The 22,572-nt window shown below is 67.4% G+C and carries 17 protein-coding genes; 10 read left to right on the top strand and 7 right to left on the bottom strand.

What is annotated here, in order from left to right:
- Positions 1 to 275: 275 nt before the first annotated feature.
- The 4 genes from FX134_RS10580 (at position 276) to FX134_RS10565 (ending at position 5,409) form a co-directional block, all read left to right on the top strand.
- Positions 276 to 1,388 (top strand): AAA family ATPase, encoded by a 1,113-nt coding sequence (locus FX134_RS10580; RefSeq protein ID WP_080801496.1) that lies wholly within the window; start codon positions 276 to 278, stop codon positions 1,386 to 1,388.
- Positions 1,389 to 1,579: 191 nt separating this feature from the next.
- Positions 1,580 to 2,881 (top strand): ATP-binding protein, encoded by a 1,302-nt coding sequence (locus FX134_RS10575; protein WP_080801495.1) that lies wholly within the window; start codon positions 1,580 to 1,582, stop codon positions 2,879 to 2,881.
- A 305-nt stretch (positions 2,882 to 3,186) separates the two neighbouring features.
- The gene (locus tag FX134_RS10570) at positions 3,187 to 4,224 is read left to right on the top strand and encodes a threonine aldolase family protein (RefSeq protein WP_080801493.1); all 1,038 of its coding nucleotides are present in this window, start codon (positions 3,187 to 3,189) and stop codon (positions 4,222 to 4,224) included.
- An 18-nt stretch (positions 4,225 to 4,242) separates the two neighbouring features.
- Positions 4,243 to 5,409: a 4Fe-4S binding protein gene (locus FX134_RS10565; RefSeq protein ID WP_080801491.1), complete on the top strand. Its 1,167-nt coding sequence runs from the start codon at positions 4,243 to 4,245 to the stop codon at positions 5,407 to 5,409.
- A 65-nt stretch (positions 5,410 to 5,474) separates the two neighbouring features.
- Here the strand turns inward: FX134_RS10565 and FX134_RS10560 are convergent, their stop codons facing one another.
- Together FX134_RS10560 and FX134_RS10555 are read right to left on the bottom strand one after the other, a co-directional pair.
- Complete coding sequence (locus FX134_RS10560) at positions 5,475 to 6,596, bottom strand: aldo/keto reductase (protein WP_080801488.1); 1,122 nt, start codon at positions 6,594 to 6,596, stop codon at positions 5,475 to 5,477.
- 69 nt (positions 6,597 to 6,665) lie between these two features.
- The gene (locus FX134_RS10555; protein ID WP_080801486.1) at positions 6,666 to 7,565 is read right to left on the bottom strand and encodes a LysR family transcriptional regulator; all 900 of its coding nucleotides are present in this window, start codon (positions 7,563 to 7,565) and stop codon (positions 6,666 to 6,668) included.
- A 291-nt stretch (positions 7,566 to 7,856) separates the two neighbouring features.
- Here FX134_RS10555 and FX134_RS10550 point away from each other — a divergent pair, with 291 nt between their 5' ends.
- Positions 7,857 to 8,846 (top strand): TDT family transporter, encoded by a 990-nt coding sequence (locus tag FX134_RS10550; RefSeq protein ID WP_080801483.1) that lies wholly within the window; start codon positions 7,857 to 7,859, stop codon positions 8,844 to 8,846.
- A gap of 219 nt (positions 8,847 to 9,065) precedes the next feature.
- Here the strand turns inward: FX134_RS10550 and FX134_RS10545 are convergent, their stop codons facing one another.
- The 4 genes from FX134_RS10545 to mazG form a co-directional block, all read right to left on the bottom strand.
- Positions 9,066 to 10,430 carry a glycoside hydrolase family 30 protein gene (locus FX134_RS10545; RefSeq protein ID WP_080801480.1) on the bottom strand — a complete coding sequence of 455 codons (1,365 nt, stop codon included), beginning with the start codon at positions 10,428 to 10,430 and terminating at the stop codon, positions 9,066 to 9,068.
- Positions 10,431 to 10,433: 3 nt separating this feature from the next.
- Positions 10,434 to 11,126 carry a GTP pyrophosphokinase gene (locus FX134_RS10540; RefSeq protein WP_232050917.1) on the bottom strand — a complete coding sequence of 231 codons (693 nt, stop codon included), beginning with the start codon at positions 11,124 to 11,126 and terminating at the stop codon, positions 10,434 to 10,436.
- A gap of 119 nt (positions 11,127 to 11,245) precedes the next feature.
- Entirely contained in the window at positions 11,246 to 15,373 is a 4,128-nt protein-coding gene (locus tag FX134_RS10535; protein WP_143412180.1) for an EAL domain-containing protein, read from the bottom strand.
- Between the two features lie 262 nt (positions 15,374 to 15,635).
- On the bottom strand, positions 15,636 to 16,499 hold the full coding sequence (mazG, locus tag FX134_RS10530) for a nucleoside triphosphate pyrophosphohydrolase (RefSeq protein WP_080801474.1): 864 nt from the start codon (positions 16,497 to 16,499) through the stop codon (positions 15,636 to 15,638).
- 91 nt (positions 16,500 to 16,590) lie between these two features.
- Here mazG and FX134_RS10525 point away from each other — a divergent pair, with 91 nt between their 5' ends.
- The gene (locus tag FX134_RS10525; RefSeq protein WP_232050916.1) at positions 16,591 to 17,052 is read left to right on the top strand and encodes a hypothetical protein; all 462 of its coding nucleotides are present in this window, start codon (positions 16,591 to 16,593) and stop codon (positions 17,050 to 17,052) included.
- Between the two features lie 45 nt (positions 17,053 to 17,097).
- Entirely contained in the window at positions 17,098 to 17,985 is an 888-nt protein-coding gene (locus FX134_RS10520; RefSeq protein WP_080801471.1) for a VIT1/CCC1 transporter family protein, read from the top strand.
- Between the two features lie 42 nt (positions 17,986 to 18,027).
- Here the strand turns inward: FX134_RS10520 and hcp are convergent, their stop codons facing one another.
- Positions 18,028 to 19,605, bottom strand: coding sequence for a hydroxylamine reductase (gene hcp / locus FX134_RS10515; protein ID WP_080801469.1), 1,578 nt, complete (start codon positions 19,603 to 19,605; stop codon positions 18,028 to 18,030).
- 135 nt (positions 19,606 to 19,740) lie between these two features.
- Between hcp and FX134_RS10510 the strand changes: the two genes are divergently transcribed.
- The 3 genes from FX134_RS10510 (at position 19,741) to FX134_RS10500 (ending at position 22,543) form a co-directional block, all read left to right on the top strand.
- The gene (locus tag FX134_RS10510; RefSeq protein ID WP_080801466.1) at positions 19,741 to 20,415 is read left to right on the top strand and encodes a Crp/Fnr family transcriptional regulator; all 675 of its coding nucleotides are present in this window, start codon (positions 19,741 to 19,743) and stop codon (positions 20,413 to 20,415) included.
- A 265-nt stretch (positions 20,416 to 20,680) separates the two neighbouring features.
- On the top strand, positions 20,681 to 21,319 hold the full coding sequence (locus FX134_RS10505; RefSeq protein WP_080801463.1) for a cysteine hydrolase family protein: 639 nt from the start codon (positions 20,681 to 20,683) through the stop codon (positions 21,317 to 21,319).
- Positions 21,320 to 21,694: 375 nt separating this feature from the next.
- A complete protein-coding gene (locus FX134_RS10500; RefSeq protein WP_080801459.1) occupies positions 21,695 to 22,543 on the top strand; it encodes a TrmH family RNA methyltransferase in 849 nt (282 codons plus the stop codon).
- The last annotated feature ends 29 nt before the right edge of the window (positions 22,544 to 22,572 follow it).

Genomic DNA, 22,572 nt, shown 5'->3' with positions numbered 1-22,572 from the left:
GCATAAAAGGGGACAGTCCCCTTTTTGCCATTCACCGCCGTCGGACAACTTTTTCGAGGCAACGACGGCTCAAGGAGCACTTCAACGCCTCGCCTGTGACGAGACCTCGGCGTTTTCCCAACTCGTGATCACCTATCGGGCTTCCGATATCCTGCAGAGCCATCGTTGCCTCGTTCGCATAGTCAAGAAGCCTTGCATTTCTTTACGATTTAAGAGAAACTTAGAATAACTTAGAGAAACTTAGAACTACTGAGAGAAAATTGGCTGGGTTGATTATGGGCAGCGTGGAGAATCCTTTCACACCAAGCTTTGGCGAAGCTCCCGCTCATCTTGCCGGGAGAAAGCTGGTGGTCGACAATCTTGTCCGGGCTTTTCGCAGCGAACAGCGCAAACCGGAGCTCACTACGATCATCTCCGGCGCCAGAGGCACGGGAAAAACAACTTTGCTCACCCTGCTCGCCCACAAGGCCGAGGAGCGCGGATGGATCACAGCTAGCGTTACCGCCCTTCCCGGCATGCTTGACGATATCGAGATACGCGTTCGCAAACAGGCGGCCCATCTGATCGACACCGAAAACGGACCTAGCCTTGCAGGAATAGGTATCCCGCAAGTGATCGACATTCGATTCGAGGAGAAGAGCCGGCCAGCTGGCAATTGGCGCTCACGCATGGAAGATCTGCTCGTCCAGCTGGAGACCTGCGGTGCAGGTCTTTTGATCACCGTCGATGAGGTTGATGTCGAGCTTGATGAAATGATCCAGCTTGCCGCTGTTTACCAGCATTTTGTACGCGAAGGACGCAAAGTCGCTCTGCTCATGGCGGGCCTCCCCCATCACATATCAGCACTCCTCAGCAACAAGACGGTCTCTTTCCTCAGACGTGCCCAAACCCAACTTGGCCGCATCGCCGACTTCGAAATCGAGGATGCCCTCCTGAAAACCATACAGGAAAACGGCCGCAGCGCCGACGTTGAAGGGCTGAAGCTCGCAACCGAGGCAATCGGCGGATTCCCGTTCCTGATGCAGCTTGTGGGATACCGCTCATGGGACGCGAATCCTGAAAGCAAGTGTATTTCGTCTGCAGACTTCCATCGCGGCATCGCAGTGGCGCGCGAAGAGTTGCGGGCGCGCATTCTCGAGGCGACGTTCCGCGAGCTGTCGCCAGAAGACGTACGCTTTGCGAGTGCCATGCTCCAAGACGAGCGGGAGAGTCGAATCGCCGACCTCGTAGCCCGCCTCAACCGATCTTCGGCACAGGTTGCACAGTATCGCAAACGACTTATCGAAGCAGGCGTCATCGGGCAACAAGGGCGCGGCGTGGTGGCATTCGAACTCCCCTACTTTCGCGAATACCTTATGGAGAAGCGAGAAAACGGCGAATTGGGCTGATTCGCTCCCTCAAAACGCCTCTGCTGCGCACTCATACTGACTAGTGCACAACCCTAGGGGCTCGGAAAATACGAAATGAATAATTCGGATTTTCTTTCTTATGAAGTTCGGAAAATCGTACTTCATCTATTCGGATTTTCGCCAAACCTGCTATACTCCCTTTTAAAAGGCGCTTGCGAAAGGGAGGCGATATGGCCGACGTCATCAAGCCAGCTGGGTACCGTCCGCGAATCGTCGATGCGGAGGTTGACCGGTTCCTTGACATTTTCGGCGCCGTGGAGATTGCGGGCACGAAGTGGTGCGGCAAAACGTGGACCTCGCGCGCGCATGCTGCCAGCATCAGCTACGTCGACCGAGGGAACAACCTGGCGCTTGCAAAAGCCGACCCCTCCCTGATGCTCATAGGCGACGAGCCGCACGTCATAGACGAATGGCAGCGCGTCCCCGCTCTTTGGGACGTTGTCAGGCACGCCGTGGACGACGCGGCTGGCAAGAAGGGGCTGTGGATTCTCACCGGCTCGTCCACCCCTCGCAAGAAGGAAGATAAGCCCGCCCACAGCGGGGCCGGCCGCATCGGGCGCATTCGCATGCTGCCGATGAGCTTAGCCGAGTCGGGCGAATCGAGCGCAGCCGTCTCTCTCGCAGGCTTGTTCAGGGGCGAGTTCTCCCGGCAGAAAGTCGATGTCGACACGCGGGCGCTGCTGGATATGGCCTGCCGCGGCGGCTGGCCCGAGGCGATCGACGCGCCTGTCGACAAGGCGCAGACCATCGCACGCGAGTATCTGCGCACGATTCTGGAAGAGAGCGCACCCACCCTCGGGAAGAGCAGCGACATGGCTGAAAGGTTGATCGCGTCGCTTGCGCGGAACCTGTGCCAGGCTGCCACGTATCAGACCTTGCGACTCGATATGTACGGCGGCGAGGAGGATCCCGAGGGTTTGGCAAGCGACAAGGCCATCACTGGTTACCTCGAGATGCTTCGATCGCTCTATTTGATCGAGGGCGTGAAAGGCTGGGTTCCGCCCGCGCGCTCGCCGAAACGCGTGCAGTTGAAGGAGAAGCGCTACTTCGCCGACCCATCGCTCGCTGCCGCAGCGCTCGGAATGACGCCCGAGGCGCTCCTTGAAGATTGGCAGACGTTCGGCCTCATCTTCGAGAACCTTTGCATGCGCGACGTGCTCGTGTATGCGCGGGCGCTTCCAAACGTCGGCATGACGCCCGTGCGCTACTATCGGGACGACTCGGGACTTGAAGCCGATGCGATCATCGAGCTGGCCGACGGTCGTTGGGCAGCGCTCGAGTTCAAAGTGAGCGAGGACAAGGTTCCCGAGGGCGTCGAGAGCCTAGAGCGGCTGCGCGCGAAGCTGCTTAAGAACCCGAGTGCACGTACACGCGAGCCCGAGTTCCTCGCTGTGATAGTGGGGCTGGGCGAATACGCCCGCAAGACGGAGGAGGGTGTATACGTCATTCCTCTGAGAGCGCTTGGGGCCTAGCGGCTGCCTATTCGGAAAATCACGAATGGAAAGTACGGATTTTCACGGTTGAGAAATTCGGATTTTCGGAAGTCGGCGATTCGGATTTTCGCCGGCTTGCGGAATGTCCCAAAAAGGGCCTGCCCCCTTTTATGCTATTAGTTCTTGTGGCGAGAAGAACGCCGTGAGCGATGTGAGCTCGATGGCCAGGTCCGAGGATGATTTCTCCGCACTTGGCGCGCGCTCGGCGAGATGCGGCTTGCGTTCGGCAGCAAAATACTCGACTATAGGAGGCGACAGACAACGGAACGCGAAGGGACCGACCAGTGCTTCATTTCGATTCGGACTACATGGAGGGCGCGCATCCGGCCATCATCGAGCGGCTTGCGGCCACGAACCTCGACCAGACGAGCGGCTACGGCACCGACGAGGTGTGCGAGCGCGCCCGGCAGCGCATCCGCGAGGCGTGCGCGTGCCCGGAGGCGGCCGTGTACTTCCTGGTGGGAGGCACGCAGGCGAACGCCGCCGTGGCCGACCAGATCCTGCGGCCGTGGGAGGGCATCGTGAGCGCCACCACCGGCCACATCACCGCGCACGAGGCGGGCGCCGTGGAGGCGTGCGGCCGCAAGACGCTGCCGCTGCCGCAGCACGACGGCAAGCTGGACGCGACCGAGGTGCGTGCGTACTGCGAGGCGTACTGGGCCGACGAGAACCGCGAGCACATCGTGGCGCCGGGCGCTGTGTATATCTCGCATCCCACCGAGTACGGCACCGTGTACTCGCTGGCCGAGCTGGAGGCATTGGCACAGGTGTGCCGCGACTTCGACATGCGGCTGTTCATGGACGGCGCGCGATTGGGCTACGGCCTGGCCGCCGTGGGCGCCGACGTCGCGCTGCCCGACATCGCGCGCCTGTGCGACGCGTTCTACATCGGCGGCACGAAGGTGGGCGCCTTCTGCGGCGAGGCCGTGGTATTCACCAAGCCGGGGCTGGACGACCACTTCTTCACGCTCATGAAGAAGCGCGGGGCGCTACTGGCGAAGGGGCGCTTTTTGGGGCTGCAATTCGACGTGCTGTTCGAGGAGGAGGACGGCGGGCTGCGCTATGAGAACGCCGGCCGCCACGCCGTGGAGCTGGCGCAGCTACTGGCCGAGGGCTTCCGCGCGAAGGGCTACCAGCTGCACCTGGACTCGCCTACCAACCAGCAGTTCGTGGTGCTCGACGACGCCACCAAGGCGCGCCTGGCCGAGCACGCGTCGTTCGGCTTCTGGGAGCTCACGCCCGACGGCCGCACCGTGGTGCGCTTCGCCACCAGCTGGGCCACGCGCCCCGAGGCTGTGGACGAACTGCTCGCGCTGCTGTAAGAAGAGAAGGGGGCTGCCGTGCCCGATCTGATCGCCATAGCCGAACGCCTGGCCGAGCGCCCGCCGGTGGCAGCGCTCGACGGCGGGCGCTGTCTGCGCGTGCGCGACCGCGAGTCGTCGTGCGCCGCCTGCGCCGACGCGTGTCCCGTGGGGGCCGTCGCCATGCGCGCGGCGGCCGTGGAGGAGGAGGCGCCCTACGGCTCGGTGGACGCGGTGAAGGACGCCGGCCCCCGCATCGACGACGAGGCGTGCGTGCGCTGCGGCGCGTGCATGGCCGCGTGCCCCACGAACGCGCTGCTGGCGCTGCCGCCGCTCGACGACGAGGAGCTGCTCGCGCGGGTCGCCGCCGCTGGGGCTACGGCGCGGGCGCAGGCGGCAGCCGAGGCGAGCGAGGAAGAGCCGCGGGAGCCCGAACCCGCGACGGCCGGGTTCGCCTGCGAGCGCGCGGCCGCCGGGCTGCGGCTCGAGCGGGAGCGCGTCGTCGTGCTGCCGTGCCTTGCGTGGGTGGATGCGGCGCTGCTCGTCCATCTGGCGTGCGCGGGTGCGGAGCGTGTCGAGGCTCTGCTCGGCGCCTGCGCGTCGTGCGAGCTGGCGGCCGTGGAGGCGCGGGTACGTGCGGCGCTGGACGAGGCGCGGCGCGTGTGCGACGCATGGGGGCTGCCCGTCGCGTTCAATGCGGACGGAGAAGGGCTGCTCGCGCCGCCGGACGCCGATGCCGCCGGCGATCCTTCGCGCCGCGCGCTGCTCTCCCAGGTGGGGGCCTCGCTTATCGACACCGCGAAGGCCAAGGCCTCCCACGCGCGGCCCGAGCCCGACGTGCGCCGCTGGCGTCTGCTCGATGACCTGCACGCCGCCGGCCTGCCCGACGACGGCGCGATCGTCCCCCGCGCGCTCGCGCCGCGCGTGGCCATCGACGTCGACCGCTGCTCCGGCTGCGCCCAGTGCGCGCTGTTCTGCCCCGCCGGGGCGCTGCGCAAGATCGGCCGAGCGGCGGGCGGCGGAACGCTGCTTGAATTCGACCCCGCGCGCTGCCGTGACTGCGGCGTGTGCGAGGGAACCTGCCGCTACGGCGCGCTCACCTGCGAGGAGACGCTCACGGCGGGCGAGCTGTTCGCCTTCGACCCCCTCGAGATCGTCATCCCCAAGCGCCGCGTCCTCCCCGAACGCTGCCTCCGCTCAGGATGACAAAGCGCCAAGCGCACAAATGTTTCACGTGAAACATTTGTTGATTTTCAAACTCATGGATAAAATCACTCGAAGTGGGCGGCGGCTGTCTCCATGTGGTGGACGATATCGATGCTCTGGGGGCACATGGCCTCGCAGGCGCCGCAGGCGATGCAAGCGGACGCGGGCGCGACGGCCTGCCATGCGTATTGGCTCTTCGCGAAAGCGCGGTTGCCGGTCATGAGCTCCAGATTCAGCAGCGACAGGATGGTGGGGATGGCCACGCCCTGCGGGCAGTCCTTCACACAGTAGCGGCAGTTCGTGCACGGCACGGCGGCCAGCCCCGTCAGCAGCTCGCGCGCCTCGGCGAGCGCGCGCTCCTCCTCGGGCGAGAACGGCGCACTCACCTGGAGCTCGGCCATGTTCTGGCGCGTCTGCTCAAGCGAGGACATGCCGGAGAGCACCGTGAGCACGCCCGGCAACCCGTAGCAGAAGCGGTACGCCCACGACACCAGGCTCATATCCGGCCGGCACGCGCGCAAAGGCGCGGCCACCTGCTCGGGCAGCTCGGCCAGCCGTCCGCCGCGCGCGGGCTCCATGATAACCACGGGCACGCCGTGCTTGGCGGCCACCTCCATGCAGGCGCGCGACTGCGTGACCGGGTTCTCCCAATCCAGGTAGTTCACCTGCAGCTGCACGAAATCGACGTCGGGGTGCGCCGTGAGCAGCGCGTCGAGCGCCTCGGGGCCGTCGTGCATCGAGAAGCCCCAGTTGCGGATGCGCCCGGTGGCCTTCTGCTCGCGCGCGAAGTTCCACATGCCGTACTCGTCGAACTTGGCCGTGCGCGCGCCGCCCACGTTGTGCAGCAGGTAGAAGTCCACGTAGTCGGTGCCCAGGCGCTCAAGCGACATGCCCAGGTTGGACTTCGCCTCCTCGGCGCTTTCGGCGGCCCAGGCCAAGCACTTCGTTGCGATGGTGAACGACTCGCGCGGATGCCGCGCCACCAACGCCTTCCCGAGCGCCTTCTCCGACGCGCCCTCGTGGTAGACGAACGCGGTGTCGAAGTACGTGCCGCCGCCTTCCAAAAACGCGTCCACCATCTGCTCGAGCTGCGGAAGGTCGATGCTGGTCTGGTCGGCGGGGTCGAGCAGCGGCAAGCGCATGCAGCCGAAGCCGAGCTTCGGCGTGGATTCGAATTCGGGCCTCATGGGGTCTCCTCTCGTCGGATTCGCCGCTCATCATACGGCTTGGAGCGCGCTCCAAGTCAAGGGTCAATCTCAGACGGTTTCGTCTGCGAGGGCGCGCACCTCGTCGAACAGGCCTTGCAGCTCGCTCTCGAACACGCTGCCCGCCAGACGGATGAAGGCGATGCCGTGCTCGATGGCCGGACCCGCCAATGGCACGGCGCGCAGCGTGCCGGCATTAAGCTCGCGGCGCACGGCGGCTTCGTACAGAAACGAAATGCCCAGGTCGCGCTCCACGAACACCTTGATGACGCCGAGGCTTTCCACCACGCTCGCGCGCTTGAACCCTTCGACGGTGAGGTTCTGCGCGGCCAGCGCATGCTCGAGCACGGCGCGCGTGCCCGACCCCCGCTCGCGCAGGATGAGGCGCTCGTCGAGCAGATCCTCGATCGTGAGGGGCTCGCGCGCGAACTCGTGCCCGGGGGCGCACACGCACACGAGCCGCTCCGTGCGCAGCAGATCCCACTTGTAGGCGCTCTTGTCGAAGAACCCCTCGATGAACGCGCAATCGATCTCGCCCGCGTCGAGGAGCCCGAGCAGCTCCCCCGTTCCGCCGGATCGCACGACGGCCTGCAGCTCGGGGTGGCGCACGAGGCAGTCCGCGAGCGGCGCGGCCACCAGGTGCTCGCCTGCGGTGAGCGTCATGCCCACGGCCAGCCTCACCGGCGCGCCCGACTGCGCGTTGGCCATGCGCTCGCGCAGCATCCGCTCGTCGTGCGCCATCGTGGCCAGCGCGTCGCGCAGCAGCCTGCCGGCCTCCGTGAGCACGAGACGCTTGCTGCGGTAGTCGAACAGCCGCGCGCCGTACGCCTTCTCCAGGTGCGCGATGTGCTGGGAGACGGCCGGCTGGGTGATGGACAGCTCCTCGGCGGCCCGCGTGTAGTTCATGGTGCGGCACGCCGTGAGGAACGTCTCCACGCGGAAGTCCTGCATGTGCTCGCCTTCCTCCCAGGTCAGGCACCCCGTTCGTCGGGGCCGCCCGTTTATCATAACAACATGTTATCAATTCATAATAATATAGAAGTTTTCTTTCTTGTTCAAGCGTGGAAGAATAGGCGGCGGCTCGCGGAGGCGGCATGCGCATCGGATGGCCGGCACCCGATGGCACCCGACTCGTCACGCGAGCCCCGTGCGTGTTTCGTGCGCGTTTCGCGTGAATCATCGCCCGGCAGCCTCCCTTCGCGCGTCATGGGTTTATGATGCGCCCAGCAGAAAGGTGTTAACGTGCGCGAACTTATCAAAAAAGTCCCCATCCCCACAGCCGGCGTCGCGCTCGGCTTGGCTGCGTTGGGCAACCTTCTGCAGCCCTACACCGAGATCGCCCACGCCCTCTGCGGCGTGCTGGCGCTCCTTCTCGTCGTCCTGCTTTCTGCGAAGATCGTGCTGTTCCCCGGCATGATCCGCGACGACCTGCAGAACTCTATCATGGCCAGCGTCAGCGCCACCCTGTTCATGACGCTCATGCAGCTTGCCACCTACCTTGCGCCCTTCGCCTACGAGGCGGCCGAGGCGCTGTGGGCGGCGGCCATCGTGGCGCACCTTGCGCTCATGGGATGGTTCACCTCGCGCTTCTTCGCCCGCTTCAAGCTGCACGAGGTGTTCCCCACCTACTTCATCTGCTACGTGGGCATCGTGGTGGCCTCGGCGACCGCTCCCACATTCGGCATGCAGCTGGTTGGGCACGTGCTGTTCTGGTTCGGGTTCGCATGCTACCTCGTGCTGCTCGGCTTGGTGACGTACCGGTATGCGAAGCATGAGGTGCCCGAGGCCGCGCGCCCGCTGTTCTGCATCTACACGGCGCCGATGAGCCTGTCCATCGTGGGCTACCTCGCCACGGCGGCCGAGCCCAACGCGGTGTTCGTGGCCGTCATGCTGGTGCTGGCGCAGCTCCTCTTCGTGGCGGTGCTCTCGCGGCTGCCGCTGCTCCTGCGGCTCAAGTTCTATCCCAGCTACGCGGCCATGACGTTCCCCTTCGTCATCACGGCCACGGCGCTGGGCAAGGCGCTCGCGTTCTTCTATGCGAGCGGCTGGGGCCCCACGCCCGTGCTTGACGTGCTGCTGCTGGCCGAGACGACGGTGGCGGTGGTGATGGTGGCCTACGTGTTCGCCCACTACGTGCACTTCTTCTTCAAGCGCGTCGAGGCCCCCGAAAGCGCGGCCGTCATCCGCGAGAACAAGCAGATCGCCCGCTTCAGCGAGCACTTCGAGAACTAGCCCGACCCCGGCGCACCTCCCTCACCCGACGGATGTTTCACGTGAAACACTCGTCGGGTGCCCTTTTTGAACGCACAATCGGGAAGCCGCTCCCAACTGCACGCAAAACCGCGCCGCATCCCCGCGGCGCTTGCTGCTGGCGCCGCAGGGGATCCTTCGACTCCGTTCGCTGCGCTCACTCCGCTCAGGATGACAAAGGGAGGGCTGCGCTCGCTCCGCTCAGGATGACAACGCGGGAGCTAGCTCTTCGGCGGTCCAGGTGCAGGTGACGATGCCGTGGGCGGGTGCCTCGACGCGGGCCGTCCAGGGGCGCTCGGCCACGTCGAAGCGCACGGCGCGGCCGGTGCGGTTGAGGACGACCAGCACGCGCCCGCCCGCCGCGTCCACGAAGCCAGCGCATTCGACATCGCTTGAGAAGCGCGACGTCAGGAAGCGCCGCGCGCCGGGACGCACGAACCGCGACACGTGCCCGAGGTAGTAAAACGACCTGTTCACAAGCAGCTTTTGCGCCTCTCGGTCGTACATGAGCGGCGCCTCGCAGAAGTTGCCCACGTGGTTGGGGCCCCCGCGCTCGTCGAGCAGCAGGTTCCAGTCGATGAAGCCCTGCGCCCCCGCCTCGAGGTGGCCGATGAGCGCGTGGGCGTACTGCTCGGCCTTGCGCTCCTGGGTGGCGTCGGCCATGCCTTCGCGCGAGAACTCCACGCATCCCTCCGTGAACAGCAGCTCCTTGCCGGGGAAGGCCTCGGCCACGGCGCGCACCTGCTCGAAGTGGTCGCCTGCGTACCAGTGGAACGCGATGCCGTCCACCGCCTCCGCCGCGCCGGGGTGTGCGAGCACCGCCTCGGCGCGGTCGAGCACGCGGTCGGTGTTGTGGTCCCAGGCCAGCAGCTTGACGTCGGGAAAGCCCGCGTCGTCGAGGGCCGGCCGCAGGAATCGGGCGGCGAACTCAGCTTCCTCCTCGGGCTCGAACAGGCACGAGTCCCATGTCTGGCGCGCCATCGGCTCGTTCTGCACGCTCATGCGCCCGATGCGGACGCCCTCCTGCGCATAGGCCGCCACGTAGCGCGCCAGCAGCCGCGCCCACGCCTCGTAGCACGAGCGGCGCAGGCGGCCCCCGCCGTTCATCATGCGGTTCGTCTTCATGAACGCGGGCGGGCTCCACGGCGAGGCCAGCAGCTCGAGTTCCGGATTCGCAGCCAGGCCGCACTGGATGAACGGCAGCAGCAGCCGGCGGTCGCGCTCGATGGAGAACGACCGCAGCGCCCGGTCGAACGGCCGCACGTAGGCGTAGTTGCCCAGCGCGAAGTCGCAGCTCTGGATGTGCGTGCGGCAGAGCGTGTACGCGTTGCCGCCCGCGTCAGCGTTGCCGAAGCACAGGGCGATGAAGCGGTCCTGCTCGTCGGGCGGCATCTGCGCGAACACGTGCGCCCCCGCCTCGGTGAACGCCCCGCCGAAGCCCGCGATGCGCTGGAACGTGCGGTCGGGGCGGCACACGACAAGCTCCATCTCGGCGCGCTCGTCGCGACGGAACCGCACGTCATCGCGGCGAAACGCGCTGCGGCCGTCAGTCGTGTAGACGCGCATGGCTCACTCCTCCATCTCGAGGGCGCGGGCGAGGATCTGCATGCGGGCCTCCACATCCTCGATGATACGGCTGCAGTCCTTGAGCTCGCTGTAGGAGTCGATGCCCTCCACCGCGCGCACCGCCTTGTACTTGAGATCGTGCTCGAGGCTGGCCCAGAAGTCCATCGCGATGGTGCGCAGCTGCACCTCCACGGGGATGAGCTCCTTCTTGTCCAGGAAGTACACGGGGATGCGCACGATGACGTGCAGGCTGCGGTAGCCGTTGGGCTTGGGGTTGGCGATGTAGTCCTTCACCGTGACTATCTCGAGGTCGTCCTGCCTCTGCAAAAGCTCCAGCAGGTTGTACACGTCGTGGATGTACGAGCAGATCACGCGCACGCCCGCGATATCCATGATGTAGCGTTCCATGTTCTCGAGCGTGGGCTCCTTGCCGTAGCGACCCAGCTTCTCGAAGATGCTCGCCGGCTTCTTGATGCGCGACTCCACGTGGTGGATGGGGTTGCGGTGCTTCTTGAGGTTGAGGTCCTGGTCGAGGATCTCGAAACGCACCTCCATCTCGCGCATGGCGGCCTGGTACTTCTGGACGATCTCGCGGGTGCGCGACTCGGCGCTGCGCAGGCGCTGCAAGTCCTCGATGGGCTGGCGCAGATCGTCGGTCACGCTGAACTCCGACAGCGGCGCGTCATCCTCGGCCACAGCGTATGCCACCTCCCCTGGGTAAGCGATGCTCTTCGTTTTTCGTGCGAATGGCTATGATAGCCGAAGCGAGGTGATGAGACAAAGGCGCGACAAAGGGACGGGGCGCCTTTGTCTCATCACCTCGCGACGCGCAGGCGGTTCTTGCCGGCGTGCTTGGCCTCGTAGAGCGCCTGGTCGGCGCGGGAGAACACGTCCTCGTAGCCCTCATCGGAGGCGCGGGTGGGCGCGGCGCCGATGCTGATGGTGGGATGCAGGCCCGCGTCCGCCGCGTCGCCGTCGAACAGCGCGGCCACCGAGCGCTTCATGGCGGCGAGCTTGCGCACCGCCACCTCCAGGCCGATGTTCTTCAGCAGCACCACGAACTCGTCGCCGCCCACGCGCCCCACCACGTCCGACTCGCGGCAGCTCGAGCGCAGCACCCGGCCCACCGCGGCCAAAAGCTCGTCGCCCTTGAGGTGGCCGAACGTGTCGTTCACGGCCTTGAAGTCGTCGAGGTCCACCACGGCGCACACGCTGTGCGAGCGCACATGGGGATCGGCCAGGGCGTTGCTCACCAAATCGTGCGCCGCCGCGTAGTTCGACAGGCCCGTCACGCCGTCGACCTCGGCCTTGAGGCGCAGCTCGCGCTCGGTCTGGATGTTCTCGATGAGGCCGACGAGGTGCCACGCGCCGCCCTCGTCGTGCGCCACGAACAGGTTGGTGCGGTACCACTGGTAGCCGGTGCCGTAGTAGTCGGCGCGGTACTCGATGATCTCGTTGGTGGTGCCCTCGCGCACGCGCTCGAACATCGCGCGCACCGTCTCCATGCTCTCGGGGTGCACGGTGCTGGCCCGCGCGTCGGAGAGCGTCTCCACATAATGGGGGATGACCTGGGCTTCCATTCCCTTTCCCGTGCGGTCGATGTACAGGAGCACCGTGTCGGACTCGGAGTCGTAGTCGAAGCTGATGGCGTGCGTCAGCTCGCTGAGCAGGCGGTAGCGCTCGGTCTGCCACGACTGGCGGCGGCGTTCGCGCACCTCCTCGGTGACGTCGGTGATGACGGCGTACACGCGCAGCCCGCCCCGCTCGAGCGGCGCGACGCGGCTCTGCACGCGCACGACCGCCTGCTGGCCGTCCCTCAGCATCGTGCGCTCCAAGACGAAGTCCTGAGCACCCTCGTCGGAGGCGCGCTGCGCGAGGAAGCGCTGCACCGCCTGCGAGTCGTGCACCGTGGCGTTCGCGGCGATGAGCACATCGTACTCCGCGCGCGACTTGCCCACCAGATCGCACACCGCATCGCTCACGTAGCGCGGATGCGCGCCCTCCTCGTCCAGATCGTACACGCCGATGCCCGCGGGCAGGTTGGCCACGATGTCGCCCACGCGCCGCTCGAGCCGCGCGTCCTCGGCGAGCGTCCGCGCGGTCACGTCGTTGTTGCAGCACAGCACGCTCGTGTCCGACGCGCGCAGAAACGTGCTCTCGTACCACAGCTCGCGCCCCTCCACGACGAAGCGGTAGGTGCAGGTGATAGGCTCGTCGGGCAGCTTCTCCCGGAAGCCGCGCACGATGCCGCCCACGCGGTCGCGATCCTTCTGCGAGGGGATGTGCTCGAACCACAGGGCCAGCGCCTCCTCGATGGGCACGGGCCGGGCGTCCTCGGGCGACTGGTGCATGGAGTGCTTGAGCAGGTAGGTCCCCTGCTCCACGTTCACCTCGAACACCTCGTCGAACACCCCGCACAGAACGGCCGTGAACCGCTTCAGCTCGGTCTCGCTGCGCTGGCGGCGCGTCTCCGTCACGTCGTTGAACGCGCTTTGCACGATGGTCTGGCCGTCCATCGTCACCGTGAGCGCCGAGACGCCCTCCACCCAGCGCAGCTCGCCGTCCGCGCGCCTCAGCTGGCAGGAGAACGGCAGCGGGCCGGACCCCGCGCGCAGGCGGCGCAGGATGCCGTGCAGCTGCTCGTGCCCCTCGGGCGAGAGGGGGGCGAACACGTCGTCCTTCGTCAGGGAGAGGACCTCCTCGAAGCTGCACGCCATGACGTGGCACGCCTCCTGGTTCGCCGATACCATGCGCGGCTCGTCGTCCACCGTGTAGCGCACGATGCAGCACGGCAGGGTGTCGAAGAGCTGGTGCTGCTGCTCGGCGCGCGCCTTGAACTGCAGGTCGCGTTCCTTATCCTTCGTCACGTCCAGGAACACGGCCACCACGTACAGCACGCCCCCGCTGCGGTGCATCACCGACGCGGACATCGAGCACCACCGCTCGACGCCGCCCTGGCATGCGATGCGCAGGGTACCCTCGGCGCGCTTCGCCCCGTCGCGCAGCTCCCCCACGACCGCCTCCACGATCCAGCGGTCCCCGGCCGCGACGGGGGCCAGCGGATCCTCGCCGCACGCCTTCTGGAACTCCTCGCGGCCGTACCCCGCGAGCTCGGCCGCCGCGTCGTTGAAGTCGAGCATCGCGATGCGCTCGCCCTCCAGGCGATAGAAGCACAGGCCGCCCGGCACGCCGTCCATCGCCGCGCGCAGGCGGTCGCGCAGGGCCTTCGTCTCGGTGGTCTCGTCGAGGAGGAGCAGCAGCGAGGACACCGAGCCCTGCTGGGTGAGCAGGCGCGCCGACACGTGCACCCAGAAGTCGTCGCCCCGGCCGCGCACGCACAGCTCGCATTCGCCGACGGCATCCACGGCCGCGCGGCCGAGCGCCTCCTGCAGGCTCTCGGCGTCGTCTTCGGCCAGCGCGCCGAACACCTCCTCCTGCGTGTGGGCGAAGCGGTCGAGCGGTAGGGCCAGCAGGCGGTGGAAATCGTCGTTCGCACGCACGACCTCGAACGACGAGCCGTCGAACTCCGCGAGGGCGGCCGGGCCCACGTAGCTGTTGAACACGAGCGCGATCACCGAATCGGCGTCCCACAGCTGCGCGGCCTCTTCGCCGCCTTCGCGCCGCACGGCATGCCAGCGGCGGCCGTCCTCGACGCCGCCGAGCCGCGAGGCGCGCATGACCTCCTCGAACGACGCGCGGTCCACCGGCTTGGAGAACCAGTAGCCCTGCATGACGTCGCAGCCGATGCTGGCCAGGTAGGCCGCCTGCGACTCGGATTCCACGCCCTCGGCGATGACCGGCAGCTCGAGCCAGCGCGCCATGCGCACCACCGACGCGAGGATGATGCCGCCGCGCGTGTCGTTGCGCGCATCGAGGAACCGCAGGTCGAGCTTCAGCACGTCCACCGGCACGTCCTTGAGCACGTTGAGCGACGAGTAGCCGCTGCCGAAGTCGTCCATCTCCACGGTGAACCCGGCGCCCTGGAGCCGGCGCACCGCCTCGGCCAGCTGCTCGGGCGCTTCGACGTAGGCGCTCTCGGTGATCTCGAGGTGCAGCAGGTCGATCGGCAGGTCGTGCTCGCGCACGAGGCCCTCCAGGTAGTCGCACAGGTCGTCGCGGTAGATGTCGGCGCGCGACAGGTTCACCGACAGGCGGGGCACGCGCGCCGCGCCGTCCGGGCCCGCCTCGTCGAGCCACGCGCGCAGGCAGCGGCAGGCCTCGGCCCACATGTGGTAGTCGAACTCGGAGATGAGCCCGGTGCGCTCGAACACGGGGATGAACTCGGCCGGCCCGATGAGGCCTTTCTGCGGATGGTTCCAGCGCGCGAGCGCCTCTGCGCCCACCAGCTCGCCCGTGGTGTAGCGGTACTGGGGCTGGAAATGCAGCTCGAACTGGCCCGACGCCAGCGCGTCGGCCATCTCGCCGGCCATCTCCTGCTCTTTGACCACCGAGTCGCGCAGCGATTCGTCGAAGCGCGCGCATTTGCTGTCTTTGGCCCCCGTCTTGGCGGCGCGCAGGGCGAGCAGGGCGCGGTCAGTCATGAGACTCACGTCCAACCCAGGGTCGTCCACCTCGTACACGCCGAGCCGGATGAAGAACGCGAAGTCCGCCGGGTACGTGCCGAACCAGGCGTCGAGCTGGCGCAGCGTCCGCTCGGGATCGCACTGCGAGCTGGGCAGACAGGCGGCGAAGTGGTCGGCGCGCAACCGGGCCGCCACGGCGTGCTCGGGCAGGAGCGACGCGATCTGCGAGGCCACGGCCGCCAGCAGCCGGTCGCCCGCCTCCGCGCCGAAGCGGTCGTTGAACACCTTGAAGCGGTCGATGTCCCCGTACAGGATGACGAAGCGCTCCTGCGGGTTCTCGTCGATCAGCCGCCGGACGGCGCGGTTGAATCCCTGCCGATTGGCAAGGCCGGTCAGGGCGTCGCGTTCGGGCGCACTCAAATTCGAGCGCCCCCCCCCGGCGGCGTTTTTCGGGGCCCGCGGGGCCCTGCATCTCACGATGTCGCCTTACGGCCGCTGGGACCACCCTCCCTCCGACGGGTCGCGGACGCCGTCATCTGCCCCTTCATTGATCGTGCGGCTTACATTCTACCCAGACCGCGGGCCGCAGGGCAAGCTTGAAGGTGAATTCAAGCCCGCGGCGCACGAGGCGGCGGCAGACGGCGCAGGCCGGGCGGCGTCAGCGGCACGGGCCCGGGCGGCGTCAGCGGCGCTTCGCGACCTGCCAGAGCTTTTCCTGCTCGTCGAGGGAGAGCTCCTCGATGCGTCGGCCCTGCTCGGCGGCCGCCTGCTCCATGGCGGCCCAGCGGCCGCGGAACTTGGCGCACGTGGCGCGCAGGGCGCTTTCCGCGTCCACGCCCATGCGGCGCGCGACGTTGACCAGCGAGAACAGCACGTCGCCCAGCTCAAGCTCCACGGCGGCCGCGCTCGCGGGGTCCGCGCCGGCGTCCACCTTGCCGTTCGCGGCCTTCGGCGTGGCGGCATAGGCCTCCCGAAGCTCGGCCTCTTCCTCGGCCACCTTCGCCCACACGTCGTCCACCGTGTCCCACTCGAAGCCGGCCGCCGCGGCCTTGCGCGACACCTTCTGCGCCTGCATGAGCGCGGGGAAGCTTGTGGGCACGCCATCGAGCAGGCTTGCGCGGGGCTCCTCGGCGGCGGCCGTGGCGTCGGCGGCGTCCTTCTCGGCGAGCTTCACCTGATCCCACAGGTCGAGCACCTCGGAGGCGTTCTGCGCGCTGGCCTCGCCGAACACGTGCGGGTGGCGACGGATCATCTTCGCGTTCACCTCGGCGCACACCTCGTCGATGTCGAACTCGCCCGCGTCGGCGGCAATCTGGCTTTGCAGCACCACCTGCAAGAGCACGTCGCCCAGCTCCTCGCGCATATGCGGCACGTCGCGCGCCTCGATGGCGTCGACGGCCTCGTAGGCCTCCTCGATCATGTTGTTCGCGATACTGGCGTGCGTCTGCTCGCGGTCCCACGGGCAGCCGTCGGGCGCACGCAGGGCAGCGATGGTGGTGACGAACTGGTCGAATGCGGGGTGGTCGGCGGGATCGATGGAGGGCATGGCGGGATTTCCTTTCCTCGGCTGGTCAACAGCAGTATACCCCTGTGCGGGCGGCGTGGTATGCTGCATGGCGACGCGAAAGGAAACCTGCATGGATGCCGCCTCTGACATGACCGCCCCCGCCTCCCGCCCGCCGCGCGTGCGCCGCGCCGTGTGGGTGGCGCGCCTCGCGTTCTTGGCGGTGTTCGTGGCGAACGTGCAGTGCGCGGTGCAGTTCGTGCTGTGGCCCGAGGCGTACGCGGGCGGCTTCGAGCTGGCCGGCGTGCCGGGCGCGGCCGCGGTGCGCGGCATCGGCGTGGCCTTCCTCATGTGGAACGCCACCTACCCCGCCGTCATCGCGAGCCCGCTGCGCTTCCGCGCGCTGGCCGTGGTGGTGCTGGCGCAGCAGCTGGTGGGGCTGGTGGGCGAGACGTGGATCCGCCTCTCGCTGCCCGCCGGCCACGTGCTGCTGGCCGCCAGCATCGAGCGCTTCGTCGCCTTCGACGCCGCCGGCCTCGTCCTGATGGCCGCCGCCTTCGTCTGGCTTATGCTGGCCGCCCGCAAAATGTCATAAAAAGGGACAGTCCCCTTTTGTGACATTTCCGATTCGAGGAGGATCATGAACGAGAACAACCGCCTGTCATCCGCCGCGCTCGCGCAGATCCGCGCATTCCAACAGAACGAGGTCACCGAGTCCGCGGTGTACCGGCGCATCGCCGCGTGCACGAAGGACGAGGGCAACCGCGACACGCTGCTGCGCATCGCCGACGAGGAGGCCAAGCACGCCGCCATCTGGCAGCGCTACACCGGCGAGGAGATGCGTCCCCAACGCGGCAAGGTGGCCCGCTACGCGCTGCTGGCGCGGGTGTTCGGCTTCACCTTCGCCGTCAAGCTCATGGAGAAGGGCGAGGCCAAAGCTCAGATATCCTACGACGAGCTAGCACGCGAGGCCCCCGAGGCGCTGGACATCCGCGCCGACGAGGAGGCGCACGAGGCGGCGCTTCTGGACATGCTCGACGAGGAGCGCCTGTCGTACGTGGGCAGCATGGTGCTGGGCATGAACGACGCCATGGTGGAGATGACGGGCACGCTGGCGGGCCTCACGCTCGCCATGCAGAACACGCGGCTCATTGCGCTGTCGGGCCTGATCACCGGCATCGCGGCCACGCTTTCCATGGCGTCGAGCGAGTACCTGTCGGCCAAGAGCGAGGGACGGCCCGACGCGCTGAAGTCGGCCAGTTACACCGGCGTGGCCTACCTCATAACGGTGGCGCTGCTCATCCTGCCGTACCTGCTGTTCGACGCCGAGCACTACCTGTGGGCCATGGGCACCATGATAATCATCGTGCTGCTCATCCTGGTGGTGTTCAACTACTACATCTCGGTGGCGCAGGACCTGCCGTTCAAGAAGCGCTTCGGCCAGATGGCCGGCATCAGCCTGGGCGTGGCCGCCCTCTCGTTCGTCATCGGCATCCTGGTGAAGCAGTTCCTCGGCGTCGACATCTAAAATGTCCCAAATGGGGACAGTCCCCATTTGGGACATTTCGTCTTACGCGAGGGCGGAGAGGGGGCGGACGTCGAACTCGCGCACGAGGACGTCCAGCACGGCGGGCGAGACGAAGGCGGGCAGCGTCGGGCCCAGGTAGATGCCCTTGATGCCCAGGTGAAGCAGCGAAAGCAGGATGCTAACAGCCTTCTGCTCGTACCACGACAGCACGAGCGTGAGCGGCAGGTCGTTCACGCCGCACTCGAACGCCTCGGCCAGCGCCAGTGCCACGCGGATGGCACCGTACGCGTCGTTGCACTGCCCCATGTCCATGAGGCGCGGCAGGCCGGCCACGGTGCCCAGGTCCAGGTCGTTGAAGCGGAACTTGCCGCAGGCCAGCGTGAGCACCACGCTGTCGGCCGGCGTCTGCTGGACGAACTCGCGGAAGCGGCTGCGGCCCGGGCGCGCGCCGTCGCAACCGCCCACCAGGTAGAAATGGCTGATCGCGCCCTGCTTCACCGCGTCCACCACCGCATCGGCCACGCCGAGGATGGTGCCGTGGCCGAAGCCCGTGGTGAGCTCCGCGCCCGCTTCCGCCGCGATGGCCTGCGGCTCAGCGAACCCGCCCAGCTCGAGCGCACGCTCGATGACGGGGCCGAAGTCCTTGTCCGCGCCGATGCGCGCCATGCCGGGAAACGCCACGGGGCCGGTCGTGAACACGCGATCGGCGTACGATGCCGCGGGCGGCATGAGGCAGTTCGTGGTGAACAGGATGGGCGCGGGCAGGTCGGCGAACTCCTCGCGCTGGTTCTGCCACGCGGTGCCGAGGTTGCCCTTGAGGTGCGGGTACTGCTTGAACAGGGGATACGCGTGCGCGGGCAGCAGCTCGCCGTGCGTGTACACGTTCACGCCGCGCCCGGCCGTCTGGTCGAGCACCAGCTTGAGGTCGAGCAGGTCGTGGCCGGACACCACGACGAACGGCCCCGGCTCCACCGTGCGCGCCACTTGCGTGGGCTCGGGCGTGCCGAACGTCTCGGTGTTGGCCTGGTCGAGCAGCTCCATGCAGCGCAGGTTCGCCTCGCCCACGCGCAGCGCGAGCGGCAGCAGCGCGTCTGCGCCGGCGGCGTCGTCGGCCAGCGCGGCCAGGCCCTCGTGCAGGAAGGCCGACACCGCCTCGTCGCGGTAGCCGAGCGCGGCCGCATGGTAGGCGTAGGCCGCGAGCCCGCGCAGGCCGAACAGCACGAGCGACTTGAGCGAGCGCACGTCCTCCGGCGCATTCCACAGGCGGGCCAGGTCGTAGTCGGGAGCAGCCGAGATGCCGGCTGCGGCGGCGATGCGGTCGCGCTCGGCGTGCGCCCGGTCGATGAGCGCGCGCAGCGACGCGTCGTCGAAATCCACGTTGGTGAGGGTGGCGAAGAGGCCCTCCATCGCCACGTCGTCGGCCCCGGTGCGTGCCGCCGTGTCCGTGCCGCCGGCCGCTTTCGCCGCCTCCACCGTGAGCGCGAGTCCCACGAGCGCGCCGGTCAGCTCGTCTTGCACCTGCGCGGTGGCCGCCGTCTTGCCGCATACGCCCGCCGCGCCCGTGCACGCGGCGCACCCGGCCGTTTGCTCGCATTGGAAGCAGAACATCGTCGTGTCCATGCCGTCGTCCTTCCCTTCGTCGCGCGCCGCTCGCGGGCCCAGCCGGTCGCTCGCGCGGATTCCTTCTTGCCTGACGCGCTTCACCCTACGATACTGGCCCCAGATGTTCCGTTGTAATTCCAACGAAGGAGACCGATGGACCGCCACCTTACCCTCATCGGCCGCTCGCCGCTGTTCGACGGCATCCGGCCGGACGACCTCGAGGCGATGCTCCGCTGCCTGGGCGCGCGCACCCGCACGTACCCGCGCGGGTCGGCCGTGTTCCGCATGGGCGACGCCACCACGTGCATGGGGCTGGTGCTCGAGGGCGCCGTGCGGCTGGAGAAGGACGACTGGTGGGGCAACCGCACCATTCTGGCGTCGTTCGGACCGGGCCAGTCGTTCGCCGAGGTGTATGCGTGCGAGCCGGGGCTGCCGCTCGACATCAACGCCGTGGCGGCGGAGGACGCGCTCGTGCTGCTACTGGACGTGGGCCGCATCGCCACGATGTGCCCCTCGTCGTGCGCCTTCCACGCGCGGCTCATCCGCAACCTGCTGGGGCTCATCGCCAAGCGCACGCACGCGCTGACGCGCAAGATCGAGCACACGTCCAAGCGCTCGACGCGCGCCAAGCTGCTGTCCTACCTGTCCGAGCAGGCCGAAGCCGCAGGCGCGGCCCGCTTCGCCATCCCGTTCGACCGCCAGGAGCTGGCCGACTACCTGTCGGTGGAGCGCAGCGCCATGTGCGCCGAACTGTCGCGCATGAAGAAGGAGAACCTGATCGACTACCACAAGAACCTGTTCGAAATCGTGCGGGCAGAAAAGATCTGATCGAGCCTGGCCACTTGCGGTTTTAGCGGCGACGAATCCGGGATAGGAACCCCTCACCCTCGCCCGCGCTGAGGAGGGACCGCCGCTCTTGTTCTCGTCGAGGAAACGCCTCCTTGCGTCATTTTTTCTCACTCGCTTTGAGAATATTCGACTGTGGGTCACTTTTTCTCAAAGCGAATGACAAAGAGAAGCCGAAATCCCCTTGGCGCGAAACGCGGTATCATGGTGATCTCTGGAATCATTCGTGTTTGGATGGGAGCGCCCTATGATCGAGCCCCGCAACGCAGCTTTGCTCGTCATCGACATGCAGCATGGATTCGTCGACTCGTCGTCGGCGCTGTGCGTGGCGGGGGCCGCGGCCACGGTGCCCGCGTGCTCGCGCGCGCTCGACCGCGCTCGCGAACTGGGGATTCCCGTGTTCCACGTGGTGCGCGAGTACGCCGAGGACGGCTCGGACGTGGAGGCGTGCCGCCGCGCGGTGTGGGTGGAGGGCGGCAAGCCCGTGTCGCGCGCCTGCGCCAACCCGCGCACGCTAGCCGAGGTGGAGCCGCTCGCGCCGCAGCCCGGCGACCGCGTCGTGGTGAAGCCGCGGTTCTCGGCGTTCTTCGGCACGGGGCTCGACCTCGTGCTGCGCCGCCTGGGCGTGGACACGGTGGTGCTCATCGGCACGACCACGCCCAACTGCATCCGCACCACCTGCTACGACGCGCTCTCGCTCGACTACAACGTGGCCGTGGTGGAGGATTGCACGTCGTCGCGCGCGCCCGAGGTGCAGGCGGCGAACATCGAGGACATGCGCTGCATCGGCGCGCACATCATGACCTGCGAGGAGTTCTGCGAGCGCGGCCTGGCCGACGTGCCCGACGTCGTGGCCAAGGCGCGCGCCGCGTGCCGGGAGGGGTGAGGGGGCTCTTCTTCAAGCTCAGGCTTTCGCCAATGCATGAGCGAAGGCGCATCGTTTGGGCGATACACGATTTGCGAGGCGTTTTGCAAAAAAATCGAAGCTGTGATGGCTTGAAGAGCTCTTGGCGGCCTTCGAGGCCCTGTTTTCAGCGCAAAACTAGCGAAAATCGGCATTGTCCGCATGGTCAAGCCAGCATTACTTCGAAAAAATTGCAAATCAGGCCTGAATTACTGCATTGGCAATGCGTTGGAGTCTCGACGGAGCGCCGGGGACCGGGGGCACCGGGGCTTCTATAGGGTACCGGGACTCGCATCACTGCGCATGCCGCGCTTCTGGTATAGTCCTTTCGCGAACGACCCCGAAGGAAGGTTCCCCATGCCCCTCGTAGAAGTTTCCACGCTGGACGACCCGCGGCTCGACGCGTACGCGCGCTTGACGGAGGCGCAGCTGCGCAGCAAGCTGGAGCCGGAGCGCGCCCTGTTTATCGCCGAGTCCGGCAAGGTGATCGAGCGCGCACTAGAGGGCGGCATGGAGCCGTTGTCGCTGCTCATGGAGGCGAAGTGGCTGCCCGCCATGCAGCCGGTGCTCGACCGCGTGGATGCAGCGTACCCGCACGTGCCCGTGTTCGTGGCCCCGCACGATGAGCTGGCGAAGCTTACCGGCTTCGAGCTGACGCGCGGGGCGCTCGGCGCGTTCCGGCGGCCGGCGCTGCCGAGCGTGGCCGACGTCGTGCGCGGCGCGCGGCGCATCGCGGTGCTCGAGGACATCACGAATCACACGAACGTGGGCGCCATCTTCCGCTCGGCCGCCGCGCTCGGGGTGGACGCGGTGCTCGTGACGCCCGCGTGCTACGACCCGCTGTACCGGCGCGCCGTGCGCGTGTCGATGGGCACGGTGTTCCAGGTGCCGTGGACGCGCATCGGCGAGGAGGCCGGCGCCGGGGCCACCGGCACGGGAGGCTGGGCCGAGGACGGCGTGCCGCTGCTGCACGAGCTGGGCTTCAAGACCGCGGCCTTCGCGCTGACGGACGATTCGGTGCCGCTGGACGACCCCGCGCTCAACGCCGAGGAGCGCCTCGCGCTCGTGTTCGGCACCGAGGGCGACGGCCTCGCCCGCGACACCATCGCGCGCTGCGACTACACCGTGCGCATCCCCATGGCCGCCGGCGTGGACTCCCTCAACGTCGCCGCCGCCAGCGCCGTCGCCTTCTGGCAGCTGCGGTAGAAATGGCACAAATGGGGACAGTCCCCTTT

The organism is Arabiibacter massiliensis, assembly GCF_902386925.1.
Lineage (GTDB): Bacteria > Actinomycetota > Coriobacteriia > Coriobacteriales > Eggerthellaceae > Arabiibacter > Arabiibacter massiliensis.
The sequence above is the reverse complement of the archived record's forward strand: the minus strand, read 5'-3'. Positions and strand labels throughout refer to the sequence as shown.